Origin of the sequence: Enterobacter sp. 01-M-03-SI-ECC, from assembly GCF_047530215.1 — a bacterium.
GTDB classification, from domain to species: Bacteria; Pseudomonadota; Gammaproteobacteria; order Enterobacterales; family Enterobacteriaceae; genus Enterobacter; species Enterobacter chengduensis.
On record NZ_JBLKDA010000020.1, the window covers coordinates 34583 to 56072 of the forward strand.

Here is a 21490-nt window from a genome sequence, read left to right on the forward strand (position 1 = left end):
TTCATCCGCTCTTGAAAAACAATACGCCTGCTTTTCCCTATAACAGCATGTAAGGACAGTAAGATGATGAAAATGACCCGTATTGCGTTGGCCGCCGCAGCGCTGGCCCTGTGCAGTTTTACGGCGCAGGCCGCGAACGTTGAGGCTGCTCCGTCTCCATCGCAAGACCCGCTGGTTCAGCACCTGAAGCTCAGCAATGAGCAGGTAAAGAAGATTGACGATCTGCATAAGCAGCTGGAACAAAATGTCAGCAAGATCCCGATGACGGGCGTGAAGGACGGCGCACTGATCGACATGTTCCAGGCGGGAAAATGGGACGAAAGTACGGTGAAAAAACAGCTTAGCGCGTTCAGCAAAATTGAGGAGCAGGCCCGTTATTACCGCGTGAAATATTACTTCGACGTCAGTCAGGTATTGACGCCGGAACAGCGTAAGCAGATTAGAACCGATATGGCTAACGCGCTGGCTGAGTGATCCGGAAATCATTCATATCAAATGAAGCCTCACAGAATCGCTTTAAGTAGATTCTGTGAGGCATGAGCCTGATCATCATGCCGATGCCCGTTCGTTCCATGCATCAGAGAATTGAATATTCCCGTCGCAATAGGTCCAGGTCGCTTTTTCATAGCGCAATTGAATAGACTCAAGGTGGCCAGTTCCTGGACAGTTACGAGTATCGTTAACAAGAGGGGAAATAGAGACTACTTTCACACCTTCCAGTTCAGTTCTAAAATATTCAACCTCCCAACCTGCATCATTAATTCGGTAATATTTAATCTCAACCTTCTTAAGGTTTTGTCCTGTCGCTACTGCCTTATAAAGATAGGGAGATGAGCTATCAATTTCCTTCTCGAACAGGAAAGGGGCATGTTTCCTCGTTGCGGTTAATCTTCCGGAGAGTGGATCGGTTGGAATAGTCAAATTATGGGTTAAACCTCTAATTTCAACACTCCCTTCACGATCCTGAACATCACATGAACCTTTAATGAGTGAGCCACCGTCGTCATAGAACCAAATGTGAACAGGTACGGCCATTATACAAACTCCTTCTGAAAATTAATCGTGTATCCATTTACCTGCTTTGACCGCTTCGGCAAACATTCTTACCGTCAATGGTTTTGATATTTGTTTAACCGGCTTTTTAGTAAACCATTTCCTGAAAAACCAGGTTTGAGCCCATGGGAAATAATTTTCAGTGTTAACTTCGATAAGATACTCTTTTTCAAATTTCTCAATGGCATATACGATATCATCCAGATCGGTGTAATCCTGTAAAACATCATCTATCTCGAGCGGAATTCTCTTGCCTGTAAATGTTCCTTGTTCCGGTAAGTTGTCCCTGAAGAATTTTAAAACATCAGCTTCACTGTTCATCTTCACCAAATCCGGTCTTTTGGGTGAGCAATCGTATTATATCTCGAAAGCGTTTTGTAACTTATCATTGCAACATCTGCTGCAAGTATGGTTATCCCGAGGGCAGGTATCCATCGGCCAATGAACGCACCTAAATTTTTGGTATACATCGGTTTTCTGTATTTGAAACTTGCGAGTGTAATGGTAGGAAGTCGGTGTGGTAGCTGTACATTCAATAAATCTCGCAGGTATTTAGAGGCCACAGATGTGCCTATTGTAGCCGTTTCTGGTTTTGTTCTGGTTTCAAGAATTGGTAAACCAAGAATCATAGTAGCCATCATTACTGCATCCTTTAATCCGCCGAACTGTTCATCGGTGGCATCCAGAAAAATCCAAAAAAAAAGCTCAGATGCCGAGATGTTACACACTCCCTTATAAAAGTATGTTCCATTGAGTTCTTCAACGGTGTCCATAGAATAACCGTAATCATCAGAGGGTTTGTTGAGATGTCATCCTATAAAAAAGAAAGGGCTGAGAGTAGGATATCCATCTTTATAAATTCCGAAATATTCTCGTTTTAAGGATGATAGGATTTTTTAATCTGCATCACACTTAGAAATCTTTATCTGTATTTTAGGATTTCATAGAAAATTTTACTCGCAACGCAGTAAATACACATAAAAATTGTGACTTTTTCTCCCTCGCTCCGGATATGATTTTCACACATCAACTATAAGCACCTGCTGCTCTCTGATTCGCAATCGCTGGCGATCGGAACCCTATAAAAACAACTGTTTACCCTACAAAATAAGCGAGTGTCCAATGGATACGGCAACAAATAGCAGCGTGATGGTGAATGATTCCCCCGCGGCAGGACGGGCGGGAATGAGTGAAAGCGAGTGGCAAGAGGCCATTAAATTCGACAGCACCGACACGGGCTGGGTCATCATGAGTATTGGGATGGCTATCGGCGCGGGGATAGTTTTTCTCCCCGTGCAGGTAGGATTAATGGGGCTATGGGTATTTTTGCTCTCATCAATAATCGGCTATCCGGCCATGTATTTATTCCAGCGTCTGTTTATTAATACGCTGGCGGAATCGCCGGAGTGCAAAGACTACCCGAGCCTAATCAGCGGCTATTTGGGCAAACACTGGGGGATTTTATTAGGCGCGCTCTATTTTGTAATGCTGGTGATCTGGATGTTTGTCTATTCCACGGCCATTACCAACGATAGCGCCTCGTATTTGCACACCTTCGGCGCTGAGGAATCCCCAGTAATTTTTTTACCTGAAGCGATGAACGTTTATTATGCAAAATTAATGGCTTACAGCGACGCCCTGGTTCGGCTGTAAATCGCCGAAGCGTTTCCGGAAGGCCGGGGCGAGGCGCAGGGATGCGCCGAGAGGGCGTGGCCTGCAGGGATGCAGGCTCATGCCCGACCCGATAGCCTGAAGGAATAAGCTGAGGGCACCGCGAAGCGGCGATTTACCGCCGGGAGCCCGGGTCGCCAGGGGGGTGGCGATTGAGCCACCCTGGCACGTTCACCGGTCATGTCGTCACAGAGTAGCAAGGAACATAAAGTGAACGGAATGACCACTACAGCCGTATGTTCCCCCCCTCACCCCAACCCTCTCCCTCAATGAAGAGGGGGCCGACTGTGCTGGCATTATTTTGTGGGGATTCCTCAGCCCTGTGGGAGAGGGCCGGGCATCAGGCATTAGCCTTAGCTCGCTGTAACTCCGTGCTCCCGCGCTTCATCACTCGATCTAATACCTCAGCTTCGAGCTCCGCCAGTCTTGCCGAGCCCACGCGACGAGGTCGAGGAAGATCCACCGTCAGATCCAGACCAATTTTCCCATCCTCTATCAACAGCACCCGATCCGCCATCGCGACGGCTTCGCTCACGTCATGCGTCACCAGCAGTACCGTAAAGCCGTGCGCCTGCCACAGGGATACAATCAAATCCTGCATTTCGATGCGCGTCAGGGCGTCGAGCGCGCCAAGGGGCTCATCAAGCAACAGCAGGCCCGGACGGTGAATCAACGCTCGCGCCAGCGCCACGCGCTGCTTCTGCCCGCCCGAGAGGGCTGCAGGCCATTCACCCGCTCGATTTTCCAGCCCAACGGCGGCCAGCGCCTGACGGGCTTCGTCCCGCCAGCTGCCCTTAAGACCGAGCCCGACATTGTCGATAACCGTCTTCCACGGAAGCAGGCGCGCGTCCTGGAACATCATGCGGGTATCGTCCTGAATATTCGCAAGCGGCGTTGTCCCTGCCAGAATGTCGCCGCCGTTAGGGGCTTCCAGTCCGGCCAGCAGCCGTAGCAGGGTACTCTTGCCGCCGCCGCTGCGACCGACAACGGCCACAAACTGGCCGGCGGGAATATGCAGATCCAGCCCGTTCAGAATGGTGTTTTCACCGTAGCGTTTGGTCACGCCGTTCAGCAGTAGCGGCGTTCCCTGGTTCAGTCGTGCAGTATTCATGCTTTCGCCTCCTGAAGGGTATAGGCCGGGTTCCAGCGCAGCCAGCTGCGTTCCAGCCACTGGGCGCTGACGTCGGCAAGTTTGCCGAGCAGGGCGTACAGAATGATGGCAACCACCACCACGTCCGTTTGCAGAAATTCGCGGGCGTTCATCGCCAGGTAGCCAATGCCGGAGTTGGCCGAAATGGTCTCTGCCACAATCAGCGTCAGCCACATCAGGCCGAGCGCAAAACGCACCCCAACCATAATGGAGGGCAGGGCGCCCGGCAGAATCACGTGAACAAAGAGGGAAAAACCCGACAAGCCGTAGCTGCGCGCCATCTCCACCAGACCGCGATCGATATTGCGGATGCCGTGCCAGGTGTTGATGTAAATCGGGAACAATGTGCCCAGCGCCACGAGGAAGATCTTGGCGCTCTCATCGATTCCAAACCACAGGATAACCAGCGGGATCAGCGCCAGATGCGGCACGTTACGCAGCATCTGTATCGACGTATCCAGCAGACGCTCCCCCCAGCGGGACAGGCCGCTGATCAGGCCCAGAGCCAGGCCGATGCTGCCGCCGATGGAAAACCCGATTACCGCGCGCCAGGAGCTGATCGCCAGATGTTGCCACAGCTCACCGCTCACGCTCAGCGACCAGAACGCTTCTACAACGCCCTCAGGTGAGGGCAGAATGCGGCTCGACAGCCAGCCGGTGGACGACGCGAGCTGCCAGAGAGCCACAATGCCGACGGGTAAAAACCACGGCGCGGCGCGCAGCAGCCATTTTTGTGAGGTGGCAGACATGGTCACTCCTTAGCTCTGCGCGGCTTTGCGTGGAATAAACTCGTTCGCCACGGCTTCGCCCTGAAGCTGGAGCCGCTGCGGCTGCGGAACCTCCGGAATGGCGACATCCAGATGCGGGAACAACAGCTCGCCCACCTTGTAGGCCTCTTCCAGGTGCGGATAGCCGGAGAGAATAAAGCTGTCGATACCCAGCTCGGCGTATTCATTGATGCGCGCGGCCACGGTCGGGCCGTCGCCGACCAGCGCGGTACCTGCACCGCCGCGCACCAGGCCAACGCCCGCCCACAGGTTCGGGCTAATCTCCAGGTTCTCGCGCTTGCCGTTGTGCAGGGACGCCATCCTGTGCTGTCCGACGGAGTCGGTTTTGGCAAACGCGGCCTGCGCCTTTGCGATGGTCTCATCATCCAGATGGGAAATCAGACGGTCGGCGGCCTGCCAGGCTTCTTCATTGGTTTCGCGCACAATCACGTGCAGGCGAATACCGAAGCGCACCTTGCGGCCATGGGCGGCCGCTTTAGCGCGTACCTGGGCAATTTTTTCTTTCACCAGCTCGGGCGGTTCACCCCAGGTCAGATAGAGATCGACCTGCTCGGCCGCCAGATCCTGGGCAACGTCCGACGATCCGCCAAAATAGAGCGGCGGGCGCGGCTGCTGCACCGGCGGGAAGTAGAGCTTCGCGTCGCGGACGTGGATATGCTTGCCTTCAAAGGTAACCGTTTCGCCTTCCAGCAGGCGTCTCCAGACGCGCGTGAACTCGGCAGAGGCCTCGTAGCGCTCGGTATGATCGAGGAACACCCCATCGCCCGCCAGCTCCTGCGGATCGCTGCCCGTCACCAGGTTAAACAGGGCGCGGCCGTTGGACAGTCTGTCAAGCGTCGCCGCCTGACGCGCCGCCACGGTGGGCGAGACAACGCTCGGGCGTAACGCCACCAGGAACTTCAGGCGCTGGGTGACCGGGATCATCGATGCAGCCACCAGCCAGGCATCTTCACATGAACGTCCGGTTGGGATCAGTACCCCGGTGAAGCCGATGCGGTCCGCCGCCTGCGCAATCTGCTGCAGGTAGCCGTGGTCAACCGGGCGCGAGCCCTCTTCTGTACCAAGATAGTGTCCATCACCGTGGGTGGGTAAAAACCAGAAAAGATTCAGACTCATGATTTAGCTCCTTCTTTGCCTGCGGGCTGCCAGATGCGTTCGCGAATAGTGACCTGTTTTGGCACCAGGTGGTTTTGATAGAAAAGGTCAGCCGTTTGCTGCTGAAGCGCGGCGACGTGTGCGTCAACGGGCGTAATGGTGGTCGGCGGACGGTGGTTGAGATAGCTCGCGATCACCGGCTCAGGTAAGCCCATGGTTTTCGCCAGCAGGGCAATGCTCTCCTGACGCTGGGTCTGGGTCAGCGCATCGGCCTGGGTAAAGGTATCCAGCACGCCCTGAATAAATGCGCCGTTCTTTTCCGCATAAGGACGCGCGGCGAGATAGAACGAGCCGGTCTGTTTCAGCGTGGTGCCGTCTTTCAGCACGCGAACGCCGCCCTGCAGCAACGCGGCGGAATAGTACGGATCCCAGATGGCCCAGGCATCCACGTTCTTCTGCTGGAACGCAGCGCGCGCGTCGGCAGGCGTCAGGTAAACGGGCTGAATGTCGGTGAACTTAAGCCCGGCCTCCTGCAGGGCGCGCAGGAGCAGGTTGTGCGAGCTGGAACCCTTCTGAAACGCCACCTTATGACCTTTAAGATCGGCGACGCTTTTAATGTCGCTGTTTTCAGGCACCAAAATCACCTCGGCCTTCGGCTTGGGCGGCTCAACGCCAACATAGACGAGGTCCGCCCCCGCCGCCTGGGCGAATATCGGCGGAATATCGCCCGTGCTGCCGATATCGATACTGCCGACGTTCAGGGCCTCCAGCATCTGCGGGCCAGCCGGGAACTCCACCCAGGAGAATTTGGTGTTCGGGTAGCGTTTTTCCAGCAGCTGGTGGCTTTTCGCCAGCACCATGCTGACGCTGCCTTTCTGATAGCCGATACGTAAACTTTCCGGCGCCGTTTCTGCGGCATGGGCCAGCGAGGTCAGCGCCATCAGACCAGCCAGTCCGATGCGGGTTAACGTTTTAAACATGAGCGACTCCTTGAGGCTGACCAAACGCCGGGGCCTGGATATCCCGACGGTGCAGGGCATGCCAGAAGGTTTCCAGAGCGTTATCGAGGCGGGTTTGCAGGTTGGGCGTAAAGTGGGGTTTGTGCTGATAGTCGATGACCTGGGAGTCATCCGCGAAAACGCCGTGGAGGATCTCCTGCGCCTTCAGCGCGTTCAGCACCGGCTTGAGGGCGTAATCTACGGCCAGCAAATGGGCAACCGTACCGCCCGTTGCCAGCGGCAGCACCACTTTACCGTCCAGGGCGCGTTCCGGAAGCAGATCGAGCAGCGTTTTTAGCGCCCCGGAAAAAGAGGCTTTATAAATAGGCGTCGCCACAATCAAGCCGTCAGCGCCGTTAAGCTGCTCGATGAGCGTTTTCAGCGCCGGGCTGTCGAAACGGGCATAGAGCAGATCTTCAGGTTCGAAGTTATGCAGGTTCCAGTGGCACACTTCCACATCCAGGGCATTGAGTTTTTCGCGGGCATATTCCAGCAGGGCGCTGGAGCGCGATGGGAATCGTGGACTTCCGGCCAGGGTAATGACGCGCATACTTCCTCCTTATAACCAATTGTTTGCTTTTATCTAACATTCATAACAATTTGAAGGAGTGTGACATCGCGCGGTTATTCCACTAAATGATTTATCTGCAATTTAAATGCGAAAAAGTGCATAAGAATGAAACGGGCAGGAAAACGATTGCGTTTTACGCTGCTTTTTTGCCGCAGGTCAATTCCCTTTCGCGCGCGGATCGCCCATAATCCCCTCCCGGTTTGCACACCGGGAATCCAGGAGAGTTCATGTACTACCCCTTCGTTCGTAAAGCCCTTTTCCAGCTCGACCCTGAGCGCGCTCATGAATTGACATTCCAGCAGTTACGTCGCATTACCGGAACGCCTCTGGCCGCGCTGGTGCGCCAGCATGTGCCGGTAAAACCCGTGCAGTGCATGGGGCTCACCTTTAAAAATCCGCTGGGTCTGGCGGCCGGTCTGGACAAAAACGGCGAGTGCATTGACGCCCTGGGCGCGATGGGCTTCGGCTCTATTGAAATCGGCACCGTCACCCCGCGCCCGCAGCCGGGAAATGACAAGCCGCGCCTTTTCCGCCTGGTTGAAGCCGAAGGGCTGATCAACCGCATGGGCTTTAATAACCTCGGTGTTGATCACCTGGTAGAGAACGTTAAAAAAGCCCATTTTGACGGAATATTAGGCATCAATATCGGCAAAAATAAAGACACGCCTGTCGAGCAGGGTAAAGATGACTACCTGATTTGTATGGAAAAAGTCTACGCCTATGCCGGTTATATTGCGGTGAATATTTCTTCTCCCAATACCCCGGGGCTGCGTTCCTTACAATATGGCGAAGCGCTGGACGATCTTCTGAGCGCCATTAAAAATAAGCAAAACGAACTCCAGGCGATCCACCATAAATATGTTCCGGTGGCGGTTAAGATCGCGCCGGATCTTTCTGCCGAAGAATTGATCCAGGTTGCCGACAGTTTAGTTCGTCATAATATTGATGGTGTGATTGCGACCAATACCACGCTCGATCGTTCCCTCGTGCAGGGAATGAAAAACTGTGACGAAGCGGGTGGGTTAAGCGGACGTCCGGTTCAGTTAAAAAGCACCGAAATTATTCGCGCCCTGTCTGCGGAATTAAAAGGACGCCTGCCGATTATTGGCGTCGGCGGTATCGACTCCGTGATTGCTGCGCGCGAGAAGATGGCGGCGGGAGCGTCGCTGGTGCAAATTTATTCCGGCTTTATTTTCAAAGGGCCGCCGCTGATTAAAGAAATCGTTACGCATATCTAATCTTTTCTCCTTATCAGACAACCAGGGCTTTATTTCCAGCCCTGGTTGTTTTATATTCCGTCACTGTTGCTTATTTAAACATTATAGTCTTTTATTAATGGTGTTATAAACGAGGCGGCAAACAGGACATTTTTAGTACAGGACGTTTCGGGGACGGGAGAGAGACATGCGAATTAAACCTGACGATAACTGGCGCTGGTATTTTTGCGACGAGCATGACCGAATGATGCTCGATTTAGCCAATGGCATGTTGTTTCGTTCTCGTTTTGCCCGCCGCATGTTAACCCCGGACGCGTTTTCCCCGTCGGGCTTTTGCGTTGATGACGCTGCGCTTTATTTCTCCTTTGAAGAAAAATGCCGCGATCTGGTGCTCTCAAAAGAGCAGCGCGCAGAGCTGGTATTAAATGCGCTGGTGGCCATTCGTTTCCTGAAACCGCAGATGCCAAAAAGCTGGCATTTTCTTGCGCATGGTATGAGCTGGACCCCGGCAACGGGCGATGCGGCCAGCGTCAATCTGAGCGATACCGCCGAAGAGGTGAGCCTGTTAGTGGTTGAGCCGGGCGAAAATGCCGCGCTTTGTCTGCTGGCGCAGCCCGGCGTCACGATTGCCGGGCGGACGATGCAGCTTGGTGATGCCATCAAAGTCATGAACGACAGGCTGAAGCCACAGCTGCGCGTCGATTCCTTCAGCCTCGAACAGGCGGTTTAAGCTTCCAGCTGTACGGACGTTTTTGGGACGCAGCTACAGCACAGAATGGTCCCGTCATCACCCACTGCAGATTTCTTCAGCGCAGTCACTTCACCTTCTACCAGCTTGATGCGGCAGCATCCGCAAATTCCCGCGCGACAGGAATAGGGTACGCGAATACCGGCCTGCTCCAGCTGCTCCAGTAATACCTGCTGATTGTTGCCACGGATTGCCGTGCCCTGCCAGTGAATCTCTACCGCAGCGGCAACGTTTGTCTCAACGTCAACAAACTCCTCCTCCTGGCCCGGGCCGTACGCTCTTGCAGGCCCACGGGCAAGGATCTCGACCTCATCACCGACGCGGATTGCGCCGCTGGTGCGCGGGATGAGGTTCTGGCCGAAATCGACGTCGCCGTTATCCTGCGCGGTGCGGAACGACTGCAGCGTCTTCAGCGGTTCGCCGGAAGGGTGCTTCTGGCCTTTCTCAGGGCTCACCGTCGTGAAAATGCAGCGACTGCAGGGCTTCACCACGTCAAAAATGACGCTGCCAATGCGGATCACTTTCCAGGTGTCTTCTTCCCAGGCGTCGGCACCCGTCACCACCAGGTTCGGACGGAACTGTTCCATCTGAACGCTGGCTTTGCACCGGCCTTGTAAATCACGCAGCGAGGCTTCATTGGTCAGCAGGAACGGAAAGCCATCGGCGAAGGAGAGGGGAACGGCGTCATGACGCTTCACGCGCCGCGTCAGTTCAGGCCCCACCCAGCGCAGCTGCACGTCGCGGGAGAAGAAGCCGCTCAGCCAGCGATTGATCTCATCCGGGGCGATGCGTGCGGTAAAATGGTTACCCCACACTTCCGTTGGCGCGTCGACGGGCGCAAAATCAGCAAAGCGAATCACCGCGCTGGAACCGTCCGGCGCGGTCAAATGCAAACCGTCGTGAAGCGGGGAAGGGGTAAAGCGAACCATCTGCGGGAACTGGCGTGCGGTAATGAACGTGCCGTCCGGCTCGGTGACCATAAAAATGCGATCGAAGGCGAATCCGCTCATGTCGGCCAGCGCGTGAGAGACGCCGATGCCGCGCATGGATTTCACCGGATGAATAAAAAGCCTGGATAACGTCGCCACTGCACACTCCCACAAATGAAAATAAGCCTTCAACTTTATGACATACACGCCATATTAGCTATAATGCGCGACAATTTTCTAAGAGTAAAAGTGACGATATGAATTCTCTGTTTGCCAGTACGGCCCGTGGGCTGGAAGAGCTGTTAAAAACTGAACTGGAAAGCCTGGGCGCGCAAGAGTGCCAGGTGGTTCAGGGTGGTGTCCATTTTGAGGGCGACACGCGGCTTATTTACCAGAGCCTGATGTGGAGCCGTCTGGCGTCGCGCATCATGCTGCCGATGAAGGAGTGCAGGGTCTACAGTGACCTGGATCTCTATACCGGCGTTCAGATGATCGACTGGACAGAGATCTTTACCCCGAATGCTACCTTTGCGGTGCACTTTAACGGCGTGAACGACGAGATCCGCAACAGCCAGTACGGTGCCCTGCGCGTAAAAGACGCCATCGTGGACTGCTTCACGCGCAAAAATAAGGAACGTCCGAACGTCGATCGTGAGAACCCGGATCTGCGTATCAACGTCTGGCTGAACGGCGACACGGCAAGCATCTCTCTCGATCTGAGCGGCGCCGGCCTGCACCTGCGCGGCTACCGCGATCGCACCGGGATGGCGCCAATCAAAGAGACCCTGGCGGCCGCGATCGTCATGCGTTCCGGCTGGCAGCCGGGCACGCCGCTGCTCGATCCGATGTGTGGTTCCGGTACGCTGCTGATTGAAGCCGCGATGCTGGCCACCGACCGTGCGCCAGGACTGCACCGTGGCCACTGGGGCTTTAAGGGCTGGGCGCAGCACGATGAAGCCCTCTGGAAAGAGGTCAAAGACGAGGCGCAGACCCGCGCGCGTAAGGGCCTGGCGGAGTACACCTCGCATTTCTACGGTTCGGACAGCGACCCGCGCGTCATTGAGCGCGCGCGCAGCAACGCCCGCCGCGCCGGTATCGGCGAACTGGTCACCTTCGAGGTGAAGGACGTGGCGAACCTGACCAACCCGCTGCCGAAAGGCCCGTACGGTACCGTGATCAGCAACCCGCCATACGGCGAGCGTCTCGACAGCGAACCGGCGCTGATCGCCCTGCACAGCCTGCTGGGCCGCAACATGAAGGACCACTTCGGCGGCTGGAACCTGTCTCTGTTCAGCGCCTCGCCGGAACTGCTGAGCTGCCTGCAGCTGCGCGCCGATCGCCAGTTTAAGGCGAAAAACGGCCCGCTGGACTGCGTGCAGAAAAACTACCATCTGGCGGAGAAGGCGGCCGACAGCAAGCCGTCCGGCGTGGCGGAAGATTACGCCAACCGCCTGCGCAAAAATCTGAAGAAATTTGAGAAGTGGGCGAAGCAGGAGGGCATTGAATGCTATCGCCTGTACGATGCCGATCTACCGGAATACAACGTGGCGGTTGACCGCTACGCGGACTGGGTGGTGATTCAGGAATATGCGCCGCCGAAAACCATTGATGCGCAAAAAGCGCGTCAGCGCATGCTGGACGTCATTGCCGCCACCATCGCCGTACTGGGTATTGCACCAAACAGGCTGGTGCTGAAAACCCGCGAGCGTCAGAAAGGCAAAAACCAGTATCAGAAGATGGGTGAGAAGGGCGACTTTATCGAGGTGGGCGAATACAACGCCCGCCTGTGGGTCAACCTGACCGACTATCTCGATACCGGCCTGTTCCTCGACCACCGTATCGCCCGCCGCATGCTGGGCCAGATGAGCAAGGGCAAAGACTTCCTGAACCTCTTCTCCTATACCGGCAGCGCCAGCGTGCATGCAGGTCTGGGCGGGGCGCGCAGCACCACTACGGTGGATATGTCGCGTACCTATCTGGAGTGGGCGGAACGCAACCTGCGCCTGAACGGGTTAACCGGGCGTCAGCACCGCCTGATGCAGGCCGACGTGCTGGGCTGGCTGCGCGACACCGACGAGCAGTTTGACCTGATCTTTATCGATCCGCCGACCTTCTCCAACTCCAAGCGTATGGAAGATAGCTTTGACGTTCAACGCGATCACCTGCGCCTGATGACCGACCTGAAGCGCCTGCTGCGCAAGGGCGGCATTATTATGTTCTCGAACAACAAACGCGGCTTCCGTATGGATCACAACGGCTTAGCGGCCCTGGGACTGAAAGCACAAGAAATCAGCCAAAAAACGCTGTCTCAGGACTTTGCGCGTAACCGTCAAATCCATAACTGCTGGTTGATTACCGCGGTCTGAAAGGAAAAATAAATGTCTTTAATTAGTATGCACGGCGCGTGGCTCTCCTTCAGCGACTCACCGCTTCTCGACAATGCAGAGCTGCATATCGAAGATAACGAGCGCGTCTGCCTGGTGGGCCGTAACGGCGCGGGTAAATCCACGCTGATGAAAATCCTCAACCGCGAGCAGGGCCTGGATGACGGGCGTATTGTTTACGAGCAGGATCTGATTGTCTCCCGCCTGCAGCAGGATCCACCGCGTCACGTGACCGGCAGCGTGTACGATTTCGTGGCGGAGGGGATCTCCGAGCAGGCCGAATACCTGAAGCGTTATCACGAGATTTCGCATCTGGTGATGACCGATCCGAGCGACAAAAACCTCAACGAGCTGGCGAAAGTGCAGGAGATGCTCGATCATCACGGCCTGTGGCAGCTTGAAAACCGCATTAATGAAGTGCTGGCGCAGCTCGGTCTGGAACCCGATATGGAGCTGTCGGCACTCTCCGGCGGCTGGCTGCGTAAAGCAGCCTTGGGCCGCGCGCTGGTCAGCGGGCCGAAGGTGCTGCTGCTGGACGAACCGACTAACCACCTGGATATTGAAGCGATCGACTGGCTGGAAGGGTTCCTGAAAACCTTCAGCGGCACCATCATCTTTATCTCGCACGACCGTTCGTTTATTCGCAATATGGCGACGCGCATTGTCGACCTCGATCGCGGCAAGCTGGTGACCTATCCCGGCGATTACGATACCTATCTGCTCGAAAAAGAAGAAAACCTGCGCGTGGAAGAGCTGCAAAATGCCGAGTTTGACCGCAAGCTGGCGCAGGAAGAGGTCTGGATCCGCCAGGGCATTAAAGCCCGCCGTACCCGTAACGAAGGCCGCGTGCGTGCCCTGAAGGCGATGCGCCGCGAGCGCAGCGAACGCCGTGAAGTGATGGGCAGCGCCAAAATGCAGGTGGAAGAGGCGTCCCGCTCCGGCAAGATTGTCTTCGAAATGGAGAACGTTAACTATCAGGTTGACGGTAAAGTGCTGGTGAAGGACTTCTCCGCGCAGGTTCAGCGCGGCGACAAAATAGCCCTGATTGGCCCGAACGGCTGCGGTAAAACCACGTTGCTGAAGCTGATGCTCGGCCAGCTGCAGGCAGACAGCGGCCGCATTCACTGCGGGACCAAGCTGGAAGTGGCCTACTTCGACCAGCACCGCGCGGAGCTGGATCCCGACCGGACGGTGATGGATAACCTCGCCGAAGGCAAGCAGGAAGTGATGGTGAACGGCAAGCCGCGTCACGTGCTGGGCTACCTGCAGGACTTCCTGTTCCATCCGAAACGCGCCATGACGCCGGTGCGTGCGCTGTCGGGGGGGGAGCGAAACCGTCTTCTGCTGGCGCGCCTGTTCCTGAAGCCAAGCAACCTGCTGATCCTCGATGAACCAACGAACGACCTGGATGTCGAAACGCTGGAACTGCTCGAAGAGCTGATTGACGGTTATCAGGGTACCGTGATGCTGGTCAGCCACGATCGTCAGTTCGTGGACAACACCGTGACCGAATGCTGGATCTTCGAGGGTGAAGGGCGAATCGGCCAGTACGTTGGCGGTTATCATGATGCAAAAGGGCAGCAGGCCCAGTCGCTGGCGATAAAACAGGCGAAATCCAAAAATGGACCGGAACCTGCTGTCGCAAAAGCAGAAACTGTCAAGAAAACCTCGGCTAAACTAAGTTATAACCTGCAGCGCGAACTGGAGGGGCTACCCCAGCGTCTTGAAGAGCTGGAGGCTGCGCTTGAGGATCTGCAATCGCAGGTTGCTGATGCGTCATTCTTTACCCAATCGCATGACTATACTCAGAAAGTACTGGCTGAACTCTCCGCGGCTGAAAAAGCCCTGGAAGAGGCCTTTGAGCGCTGGGAGTACCTTGAGTCTCTGAAAAACGGCGCATAAACAGGGATAACATATGTGTGACCAGCACCATGCCGACCGGCATATTTTATGCTCGCAATGCGATATGCTCGTGGCGTTGCCAGAGCTTGGTCACGGACATAAAGCCCTGTGTCCACGTTGCGGGACGACGTTGACAACCGAGTGGGACGCGCCAAGGCAGCGTCCCACTGCCTACGCTCTGGCGGCACTGTTCATGCTGCTGCTCTCCAATCTCTTCCCCTTCATCTATATGAAGGTGGGGGGAATGACCAGCCAGGTGGATCTGCTGGAGATCCCGGGCGTGATGTTCTCGGAAGATTACGCCAGCCTCGGCACCTTTTTTCTCCTGTTTGTCCAGATAGTCCCGGCCTTGTGCCTGATCGTCATCCTTTTGCTGGTGAACCGCGTCAGGATGTCGACATCACTGAAAATCTGGCTCGCGCGTATCCTGTTCCAGCTCAAAAGCTGGGGCATGGCCGAGATTTTTCTGGCGGGCATTCTGGTCAGCTTCGTGAAGCTGATGGCCTACGGCGATGTGGGCATCGGCAGCAGCTTTATTCCGTGGTGCCTGTACTGCGTTCTGCAGCTGCGCGCATTTCAGTGCGTGGACAGGCGCTGGGCATGGGATGATATCGCCCCGGCACCGACGCTTGCGCAGACGGTGAAGGTCGGCGTGCCCGGCATTCGTCAGGGGCTGCGTTCTTGCCCATGCTGCACCGCCGTGCTGCCCGCCGATCTCGACGTGTGTCCGCGCTGTGAAACCAAAGGTCACGTACGCCGTAAAAATAGCCTGCAGTGGACGATGGCGCTGCTGGTCACGTCCATCATGCTCTATCTGCCTGCCAATATTCTGCCGATCATGATTACCGATTTGCTCGGGGACAAAATGCCCTCGACGATCCTGGCCGGGGTCATTCTGCTGTGGGGCGAAGGTTCTTATCCGGTCGCCGGGGTCATTTTTATCGCCAGTATTATGGTGCCCACCTTAAAAATGATCGCCATCGCCTGGCTCTGCTGGGATGCGAAGGGGCATGGGAAACGCGACAGCGAACGTATGCACCTGATTTATGAAGTGGTCGAATTTGTCGGACGCTGGTCGATGATTGACGTGTTTGTCATCGCCGTTCTCTCTGCGCTGGTGCGGATGGGCGGTTTGATGAGTATTTATCCCGCGATGGGGGCTTTAATGTTTGCACTGGTGGTAATTATGACCATGTTTGCGGCCATGACCTTCGACCCTCGTTTATCGTGGGATCGTGAGCCTGAATCAAGCCATGAGGAAGAGTAAGAGCATGGAAAATAAGAGTGGAGAGGCGAAAGTGCAGAAGGTCAAAAACTGGTCGCCGGTGTGGATTTTTCCCATCGTGACTGCGCTGATCGGTGCCTGGATCCTGTTTTATCATTACAGCCATCAGGGACCGGAAGTCACGCTGATCACCACCAATGCCGAGGGAATTGAGGGCGGTAAAACGACCATCAAAAGCCGTAGCGTGGATGTGGGCGTGGTGGAAAGCGCAACCCTGACCGACGATTTAACCCATGTGGAGATTAAGGCGCGCCTTAATGCCGGCATGGAAAAACTGCTGCACGGCGATTCCGTTTTCTGGGTTGTTAAGCCGCAGGTGGGGCGTGAGGGCATCAGCGGCTTAGGGACGCTGCTTTCGGGTGCCTACATTGAGCTGCAGCCGGGCGCCAAGGGTAACCAGCCTGCCAAATACCAGCTTCTGGATTCACCGCCGCTTGCGCCGCCGGATGCCAAGGGCATCCGCGTCATCCTCGACAGTAAAAAAGCGGGCCAGCTTACGGCGGGCGACCCGGTCCTGTTCCGCGGCTATCGCGTCGGGTCCGTTGAGAAAAGCACGTTCGATCCGCAGAAGCGCGCGATCAGCTATCAGCTCTTCATCAATGCGCCTAACGATCGGCTGGTCACCAGCAACGTCCGTTTCTGGAAAGACAGCGGGATCGCGGTGGATCTGACGTCGGCAGGCATGCGCGTTGAGATGGGCTCGCTGACCACGCTGTTTGGCGGCGGCGTGAGTTTTGACGTGCCGGAAGGCCTGGATTTGGGGCAGCCGGTCGCAGAGAATACCGCTTTCCGTCTCTTTGACGATCAGCGAAGCATTCAGGACGCGCTCTATACCGATCACGTTGACTTCCTGATGTTCTTTAAGGACTCCGTTCGCGGCCTGCAGCCGGGCGCACCGGTGGAGTTTCGCGGTATTCGTCTGGGTACGGTTGGACAAGTTCCCTTCTTTGTCCCGGGCCTGAGCCAGATGCTGGATGATGATTACCGCATTCCGGTGCTGATTCGCATCGAGCCGGAACGTCTGCTTAATCAGATTGGTGAGAGCCAGGATATTGCCACCCATATCAGTCAACTGATGGAGCGCGGCCTGCGCGGGTCGCTGAAAACCGGCAACCTGGTAACCGGTGCCCTGTATGTGGATATGGACTTCTACCCGAAAGCGCCGCCGATTACCGGTATTCGTGAATTCGGTGGTTACAAGATCATCCCAACGGTGAGCAGCGGTCTGGCGCAGATCCAGCAGCGTCTGATGGAGACCCTGGATAAGATTAACAATCTGCCACTGAATCCGATGATCGAAGCGGCGACGAACTCGCTGAGCGAAAGCCAGGCAACGATGCGTCGTCTGCAAACCACGCTGGATAACATCAATAAGATCACCGCGAGCCAGAGTATGCAGCAGCTGCCGCAGGACATGCAGAAAACGCTGCGCGAGCTGAACCGCAGTATGCAGGGCTTCCAGCCGGGCTCAGCGGCCTATAACAAGATGGTGGCAGACATGCAGCGTCTTGATCAGGTCTTACGTGAACTGCAGCCGGTGCTGAAAACGCTCAACGAGAAGAGCAATGCGCTGGTGTTCGAAGCGAAAGATAAAAAGGATCCTGAGCCGAAGAGGGCGAAACAATGAAAAAATGGCTAGCGATTGTAGGAGCAATGGTACTCACGGCCTGTAGCTCAGGGAGTGAAACAAAAAGCTACTATCAGCTACCGCTGATGGCACAGGCTGGTACCCAGAGTACCGCTTCGCAGGGAAACCGTCAGCTGTGGGTTGAGCAGGTTGCAGTGCCGGATTATCTGGCAGGAAACGGTGTGGTTTATCAGACCAGCGACGTTAAATACGTGATTGCGACCAACAACCTGTGGGCCAGCCCGCTGGATCAGCAGCTGCGCAACACGCTGGTGGCCAACCTGGGCAGCCAGCTTCCGGGCTGGGTTGTCGCGTCACAGCCGTTGGGTAACGACCAGGATACGCTGAACGTCACGGTCTCGGCCTTCCATGGCCGCTATGACGGTGCGGTGGTGATCGGTGGGGAGTGGTTGCTGAACCATCAGGGGCAGCTGATTAAGCGTCCTTTCCATCTGGAGCTGAAGCAGCAAAAAGATGGCTATGACGAAATGGTGAAAGTGCTGGCTCAGGGCTGGGCCCAGGAGTCGGCCAGCATCGCGAGAGAAATTTCCCGGATGCCATAAGTAAAATTCATCATCAAAAACCGCAGTTGGCCTGTCGCTGATTGCGGTTTTTTTTTCGTTTTCACTTCAGATCGTTACTTGTGCCACGTCACAATTTTTGTACAAATGAACTTCCAGCTAGCTCACAAATATGACACCCGTATGAATTTTGAACATTGACGCTGCGACTAATTCGGGGTATTCGTTATCTGTGCCTGTGCATCGAGTGCAGACACTGTTTTCTTTCCACCAGACAAAAGAATGAGGGAAACGAGGCATGAAGAGACAGAAACGAGATCGCCTGGAACGGGCTCATCAACGTGGTTATCAGGCCGGCATCGCTGGACGTTCTAAAGAAATGTGTCCTTATCAGACGATAAATCAAAGGTCACAATGGCTTGGAGGCTGGCGAGAAGCCATCGGCGACAGGGCACTCATAGCCTGATAACGTCTCTTTCAAAAAAGAAACCTCCGCAATGCGGAGGTTTCGCCTTTATGGGGGTGCCTAAAGCACAATCAGAACGCGGACGTGTCCTGGAACAGACCCACTTTCAGGTCGCTTGCGCTGTAGATCAGACGACCGTCGACCAGCACTTCGCCATCTGCCAGACCCATAATCAGGCGGCGGTTAACGATGCGCTTGAAGTGAATACGGTAGGTCACTTTCTTCGCTGTAGGCAGAACCTGACCGGTGAATTTTACTTCGCCCACGCCCAGCGCGCGGCCTTTACCTTCGCCGCCCAGCCAGCCCAGATAGAAGCCAACCAGCTGCCACATGGCATCCAGGCCCAGACAGCCAGGCATGACCGGATCGCCGATAAAGTGGCAACCGAAGAACCACAGGTCCGGATTGATATCGAGCTCTGCTTCTACGTAACCCTTATCGAAGTTGCCGCCGGTTTCGGTCATTTTCACGACACGGTCCATCATCAGCATGTTCGGGGCCGGTAACTGTGGGCCTTTCGCGCCAAACAGTTCACCGCGACCAGAGGCAAGAAGATCTTCTTTTGTATAGGATTCGCGTTTATCTACCATGTTCTCAGTAAGCCTTATTTTAGTGAAGGACGCAGGATAGCTAACACGTGTACGCTGAACAAGTCCGATCAGTTCGAACCAAACCAGCCCAGCCAGCGTAACGGCCATGGATAACGGTGGCGAGCGTCCTGCTGCGTCGCCTGAGCAATGCGCTCCTGGATAGTCTGCATCAGGGTGGTTTGCCCTTCGCCATCCCATACCAGGTTTGTCAGTAAGGGTAGTGCATCCTCAATCCCCTCGATGGCCCAGATAGCGAACTGCTCTTGCTCAACGGCATCCAGAATATCCTGGCTGAGGCTCAAATGGCGTGCGTTGGGCGCGGGAATAATCACACCCTGTTTGCCGTTTAAACCGCGCTGCTGGCAGATAGCGAAGAAGCCTTCAATTTTTTCGTTGAGGCCACCCACTGGCTGCGCACGACCAAACTGGTCCACCGAACCGGTGATCGCAATATTCTGGTTGATGGGCACTTCCGCCAGGGCGCTGATCAAGGCGCACAGCTCCGCCATAGAGGCGCTATCGCCATCCACTTCGCTGTAGGACTGCTCAAACGTCAGCGAGGCGGAGAAGGGGATCTGCTGCTCGAGCTGTAGCTCTGACATTAAAAACGCCTGCATGATCATCATGCCCTTCGCGTGAATGTTGCCGCCCAGCTCGGCTTTTCGTTCGATATCGGTGAACTCGCCGTCGCCAATATGCACCACGCAGCTGATTCGGGACGGTTCCCCGAATGCGCGCGGATGGCCAGGAAATTCAATGACCGACAGGGCGTTGATCTGCCCGACGCGTTCGCCTTCGGTTTCCACCAGAATTTGTTCCAGCAGAATTTCATCCTGCATACGGTCGGCAAGATAGCCTTCTCGCCATTCGCGCTGCGCCAGCATCTGGGTGAGCTGCTCTCCGGTGAACGCACCGTTACCGCTAATCACACCCACTTCACGCAGCTGTTTGCCGATCCAGAGCGGGCAAAGCGGCAGCGTTTCCTGATCACCGGTGTAGCGTACCGCTTCACGGATTAAGCCTGGCCACGCGTCAGCCGCAGGCGTTGGCAGGGCAAAACGTTCTGCAACGGCCATCACCCACTGGCACCACTGCGTCATATCGTCGGCATCGGCGATCTGGATGTTATCTTCGTATTCGCTATATACCGCCTGCTCAGCCAGTTCAGGTTCCATTTCCTGGAAGTCTGCCAGCGATTCGCGGTCGCCCGTCAGCACGACGGTCAGCGACAGCGGCATAGACGGAACGGAGACAGGCAGAGGACGAGATTCGTCGTAGCCGACCCAGTCGAAACGCTGTTGAGTAACGATAGTTTTCAGACGCATCCACAACAGCGGCTGCGAGAGCAGGGTGCGGAGAGATATGATGAGAACACCGCCATTTGCGCGGTGTACCAGCCCCGGCTGCAGCGAAAGTTCACCGTTAAACTGGCGCAGACAACCAAAAAGCTGTTCAGCCTCGACCCAGTTAGCGGTAATCACTTCACCCTTAGCGGCAAAGCCGCCATCGGCCTGCGCCGCCGGTTCGAATGTGACATCATGTCCCGCGATACGATACTGGCCGCCAAAAACGGCATTCGCTTCCGGCTTCAGCTGGCGTACGGCATCTCCAAGCAGCGTAAGGTATTCCGCTTCTTCCGGAGCCTTGAGCAGCATGAATGGCGCAGTTGCCCAAGGGCTTAACACCTGCTCCAGCGCATAATGCAAACGTGGCTGCGTATCGCTAAGGATGAATTCGTGTTCTTTTGCGAGATCTGGCTGTGCAAACAGTTCCTGATAACTTTCGGTATCCGGAACAAGGTCACGCCATGCAAGTTTCGTAATGGTCAAAGTTGATGTTTTTTAGTCAGATGTAAAAGCGTGGAGTATACCGTAAGCGAGGGGGTGTACCCAAGCGGGATTGGGTATTTCGGCTGGCCGATTGGCTGCATTCACTCACAGGATATGATTTCTTTTCAGCAGATTGCTAAAAAACTGATATTCTGAACAGAGTTACGTGGTAACACTGAGATCGCAATGAAATATCAACAACTGGAAAATCTCGAAAGCGGCTGGAAATGGAAGTACCTGGTCAAAAAGCACCGTGAAGGGGAGCTGATCACCTGCTACGTCGAAGCCAGCGCTGCGCAAGAAGCCGTGGATATTTTGCTGACCCTCGAAAATGAACCGGTACAGGTTAACGGCTGGATTGAGAAACACATCAATCCTGCGCTGCTAAACCGGATGAAGCAAACTATCCGCGCGCGACGCAAACGGCATTTTAATGCGGAGCATCAGCACACGCGCAAAAAATCAATCGACCTGGAGTTCGTAGTCTGGCAGCGTCTGGCCGGGCTTGCCCAACGACGAGGTAAAACGCTGTCGGAAACCATCGTGCAGTTGATTGAAGACGCCGAGCATAAAGAGAAGTACGCCAGCCAGATGTCGACGCTGAAGAACGACCTTCAGGCGCTGTTGGGTAAAAAGTAGATTTTTGCTTTTCTTCAGACAATAAAA

Annotated in this window: 21 protein-coding genes and 1 pseudogene; 11 read left to right on the top strand and 11 right to left on the bottom strand. The window is 55.4% G+C overall.

Features of this window, described 5'->3' with window-relative positions:
• Positions 1 to 63: 63 nt before the first annotated feature.
• Positions 64 to 474: a Spy/CpxP family protein refolding chaperone gene (locus ACMWKK_RS17495; RefSeq protein ID WP_112781022.1), complete on the top strand. Its 411-nt coding sequence runs from the start codon at positions 64 to 66 to the stop codon at positions 472 to 474.
• A gap of 75 nt (positions 475 to 549) precedes the next feature.
• Here ACMWKK_RS17495 and ACMWKK_RS17500 read toward each other — a convergent pair whose 3' ends face one another.
• From ACMWKK_RS17500 to ACMWKK_RS17510, 3 genes are read right to left on the bottom strand one after another with little or no spacing between them, the layout of a single operon-like run.
• Entirely contained in the window at positions 550 to 1035 is a 486-nt protein-coding gene (locus ACMWKK_RS17500; RefSeq protein WP_112781021.1) for an Hcp family type VI secretion system effector, read from the bottom strand.
• 21 nt (positions 1036 to 1056) lie between these two features.
• Positions 1057 to 1374 (bottom strand): DUF1493 family protein, encoded by a 318-nt coding sequence (locus ACMWKK_RS17505; RefSeq protein ID WP_112781020.1) that lies wholly within the window; start codon positions 1372 to 1374, stop codon positions 1057 to 1059.
• A 2-nt stretch (positions 1375 to 1376) separates the two neighbouring features.
• Positions 1377 to 1826 carry an STM2901 family protein gene (locus ACMWKK_RS17510; RefSeq protein ID WP_010435901.1) on the bottom strand — a complete coding sequence of 150 codons (450 nt, stop codon included), beginning with the start codon at positions 1824 to 1826 and terminating at the stop codon, positions 1377 to 1379.
• Positions 1827 to 2175: 349 nt separating this feature from the next.
• On the opposite strand from ACMWKK_RS17510, the pseudogene ACMWKK_RS17515 reads away from it, so the two are divergent.
• Positions 2176 to 2622, top strand: a pseudogene (locus tag ACMWKK_RS17515) (hypothetical protein); the annotation flags it as partial.
• A 442-nt stretch (positions 2623 to 3064) separates the two neighbouring features.
• Here ACMWKK_RS17515 and ssuB read toward each other — a convergent pair.
• The 5 genes from ssuB to ssuE are packed head-to-tail and all read right to left on the bottom strand — an operon-like array spanning position 3065 to position 7305.
• Positions 3065 to 3835 carry an aliphatic sulfonates ABC transporter ATP-binding protein gene (gene ssuB, locus ACMWKK_RS17520; protein WP_045330799.1) on the bottom strand — a complete coding sequence of 257 codons (771 nt, stop codon included), beginning with the start codon at positions 3833 to 3835 and terminating at the stop codon, positions 3065 to 3067.
• The gene (ssuC, locus tag ACMWKK_RS17525; protein ID WP_045330797.1) at positions 3832 to 4623 is read right to left on the bottom strand and encodes an aliphatic sulfonate ABC transporter permease SsuC; all 792 of its coding nucleotides are present in this window, start codon (positions 4621 to 4623) and stop codon (positions 3832 to 3834) included. The genes ssuB and ssuC overlap by 4 nt, the downstream gene beginning before the upstream one ends.
• A gap of 9 nt (positions 4624 to 4632) precedes the next feature.
• Complete coding sequence (gene ssuD, locus ACMWKK_RS17530) at positions 4633 to 5778, bottom strand: FMNH2-dependent alkanesulfonate monooxygenase (protein ID WP_045330795.1); 1146 nt, start codon at positions 5776 to 5778, stop codon at positions 4633 to 4635.
• On the bottom strand, positions 5775 to 6737 hold the full coding sequence (locus tag ACMWKK_RS17535; protein ID WP_112781201.1) for a sulfonate ABC transporter substrate-binding protein: 963 nt from the start codon (positions 6735 to 6737) through the stop codon (positions 5775 to 5777). Before ACMWKK_RS17535 ends, ssuD begins: the two co-directional genes overlap by 4 nt.
• A complete protein-coding gene (gene ssuE / locus ACMWKK_RS17540; RefSeq protein ID WP_008499940.1) occupies positions 6730 to 7305 on the bottom strand; it encodes an NADPH-dependent FMN reductase in 576 nt (191 codons plus the stop codon). The genes ACMWKK_RS17535 and ssuE overlap by 8 nt, the downstream gene beginning before the upstream one ends.
• A gap of 248 nt (positions 7306 to 7553) precedes the next feature.
• On the opposite strand from ssuE, the gene pyrD reads away from it, so the two are divergent.
• Both pyrD and zapC read left to right on the top strand, forming a co-directional pair.
• A complete protein-coding gene (gene pyrD, locus ACMWKK_RS17545; RefSeq protein WP_045330790.1) occupies positions 7554 to 8564 on the top strand; it encodes a quinone-dependent dihydroorotate dehydrogenase in 1011 nt (336 codons plus the stop codon).
• A gap of 166 nt (positions 8565 to 8730) precedes the next feature.
• Positions 8731 to 9273, top strand: a complete 543-nt coding sequence (gene zapC / locus ACMWKK_RS17550; protein ID WP_023311020.1) for a cell division protein ZapC — start codon at positions 8731 to 8733, stop codon at positions 9271 to 9273.
• Here the strand turns inward: zapC and ACMWKK_RS17555 are convergent.
• Complete coding sequence (locus tag ACMWKK_RS17555; protein ID WP_112781200.1) at positions 9270 to 10379, bottom strand: YcbX family protein; 1110 nt, start codon at positions 10377 to 10379, stop codon at positions 9270 to 9272. The genes zapC and ACMWKK_RS17555 overlap by 4 nt on opposite strands.
• Before the next feature lie 98 nt (positions 10380 to 10477).
• Between ACMWKK_RS17555 and rlmKL the strand changes: the two genes are divergently transcribed.
• From rlmKL to rmf, 6 genes are all read left to right on the top strand, one after another.
• The gene (gene rlmKL / locus ACMWKK_RS17560; protein ID WP_112781199.1) at positions 10478 to 12586 is read left to right on the top strand and encodes a bifunctional 23S rRNA (guanine(2069)-N(7))-methyltransferase RlmK/23S rRNA (guanine(2445)-N(2))-methyltransferase RlmL; all 2109 of its coding nucleotides are present in this window, start codon (positions 10478 to 10480) and stop codon (positions 12584 to 12586) included.
• 12 nt (positions 12587 to 12598) lie between these two features.
• Positions 12599 to 14506 (top strand): ABC transporter ATP-binding protein, encoded by a 1908-nt coding sequence (locus ACMWKK_RS17565; protein ID WP_045330783.1) that lies wholly within the window; start codon positions 12599 to 12601, stop codon positions 14504 to 14506.
• Positions 14507 to 14519: 13 nt separating this feature from the next.
• Positions 14520 to 15773 (top strand): membrane integrity-associated transporter subunit PqiA, encoded by a 1254-nt coding sequence (pqiA, locus tag ACMWKK_RS17570; RefSeq protein WP_112781198.1) that lies wholly within the window; start codon positions 14520 to 14522, stop codon positions 15771 to 15773.
• A gap of 4 nt (positions 15774 to 15777) precedes the next feature.
• Positions 15778 to 17418, top strand: coding sequence for an intermembrane transport protein PqiB (pqiB, locus tag ACMWKK_RS17575; RefSeq protein WP_045330781.1), 1641 nt, complete (start codon positions 15778 to 15780; stop codon positions 17416 to 17418).
• The gene (gene pqiC, locus ACMWKK_RS17580) at positions 17415 to 17981 is read left to right on the top strand and encodes a membrane integrity-associated transporter subunit PqiC (RefSeq protein WP_112781197.1); all 567 of its coding nucleotides are present in this window, start codon (positions 17415 to 17417) and stop codon (positions 17979 to 17981) included. The genes pqiB and pqiC overlap by 4 nt, the downstream gene beginning before the upstream one ends.
• Before the next feature lie 256 nt (positions 17982 to 18237).
• Positions 18238 to 18405, top strand: a complete 168-nt coding sequence (gene rmf, locus ACMWKK_RS17585; RefSeq protein WP_013097261.1) for a ribosome modulation factor — start codon at positions 18238 to 18240, stop codon at positions 18403 to 18405.
• A gap of 71 nt (positions 18406 to 18476) precedes the next feature.
• On the opposite strand, the gene fabA is transcribed toward rmf, so the two are convergent.
• Positions 18477 to 18995 carry a 3-hydroxyacyl-[acyl-carrier-protein] dehydratase FabA gene (gene fabA / locus ACMWKK_RS17590; RefSeq protein ID WP_008499931.1) on the bottom strand — a complete coding sequence of 173 codons (519 nt, stop codon included), beginning with the start codon at positions 18993 to 18995 and terminating at the stop codon, positions 18477 to 18479.
• 68 nt (positions 18996 to 19063) lie between these two features.
• Positions 19064 to 20824 carry an AAA family ATPase gene (locus ACMWKK_RS17595; protein ID WP_045330777.1) on the bottom strand — a complete coding sequence of 587 codons (1761 nt, stop codon included), beginning with the start codon at positions 20822 to 20824 and terminating at the stop codon, positions 19064 to 19066.
• Positions 20825 to 21010: 186 nt separating this feature from the next.
• Here ACMWKK_RS17595 and matP point away from each other — a divergent pair, with 186 nt between their 5' ends.
• Complete coding sequence (gene matP / locus ACMWKK_RS17600; protein ID WP_045330775.1) at positions 21011 to 21463, top strand: macrodomain Ter protein MatP; 453 nt, start codon at positions 21011 to 21013, stop codon at positions 21461 to 21463.
• Positions 21464 to 21490 lie beyond the last annotated feature (27 nt).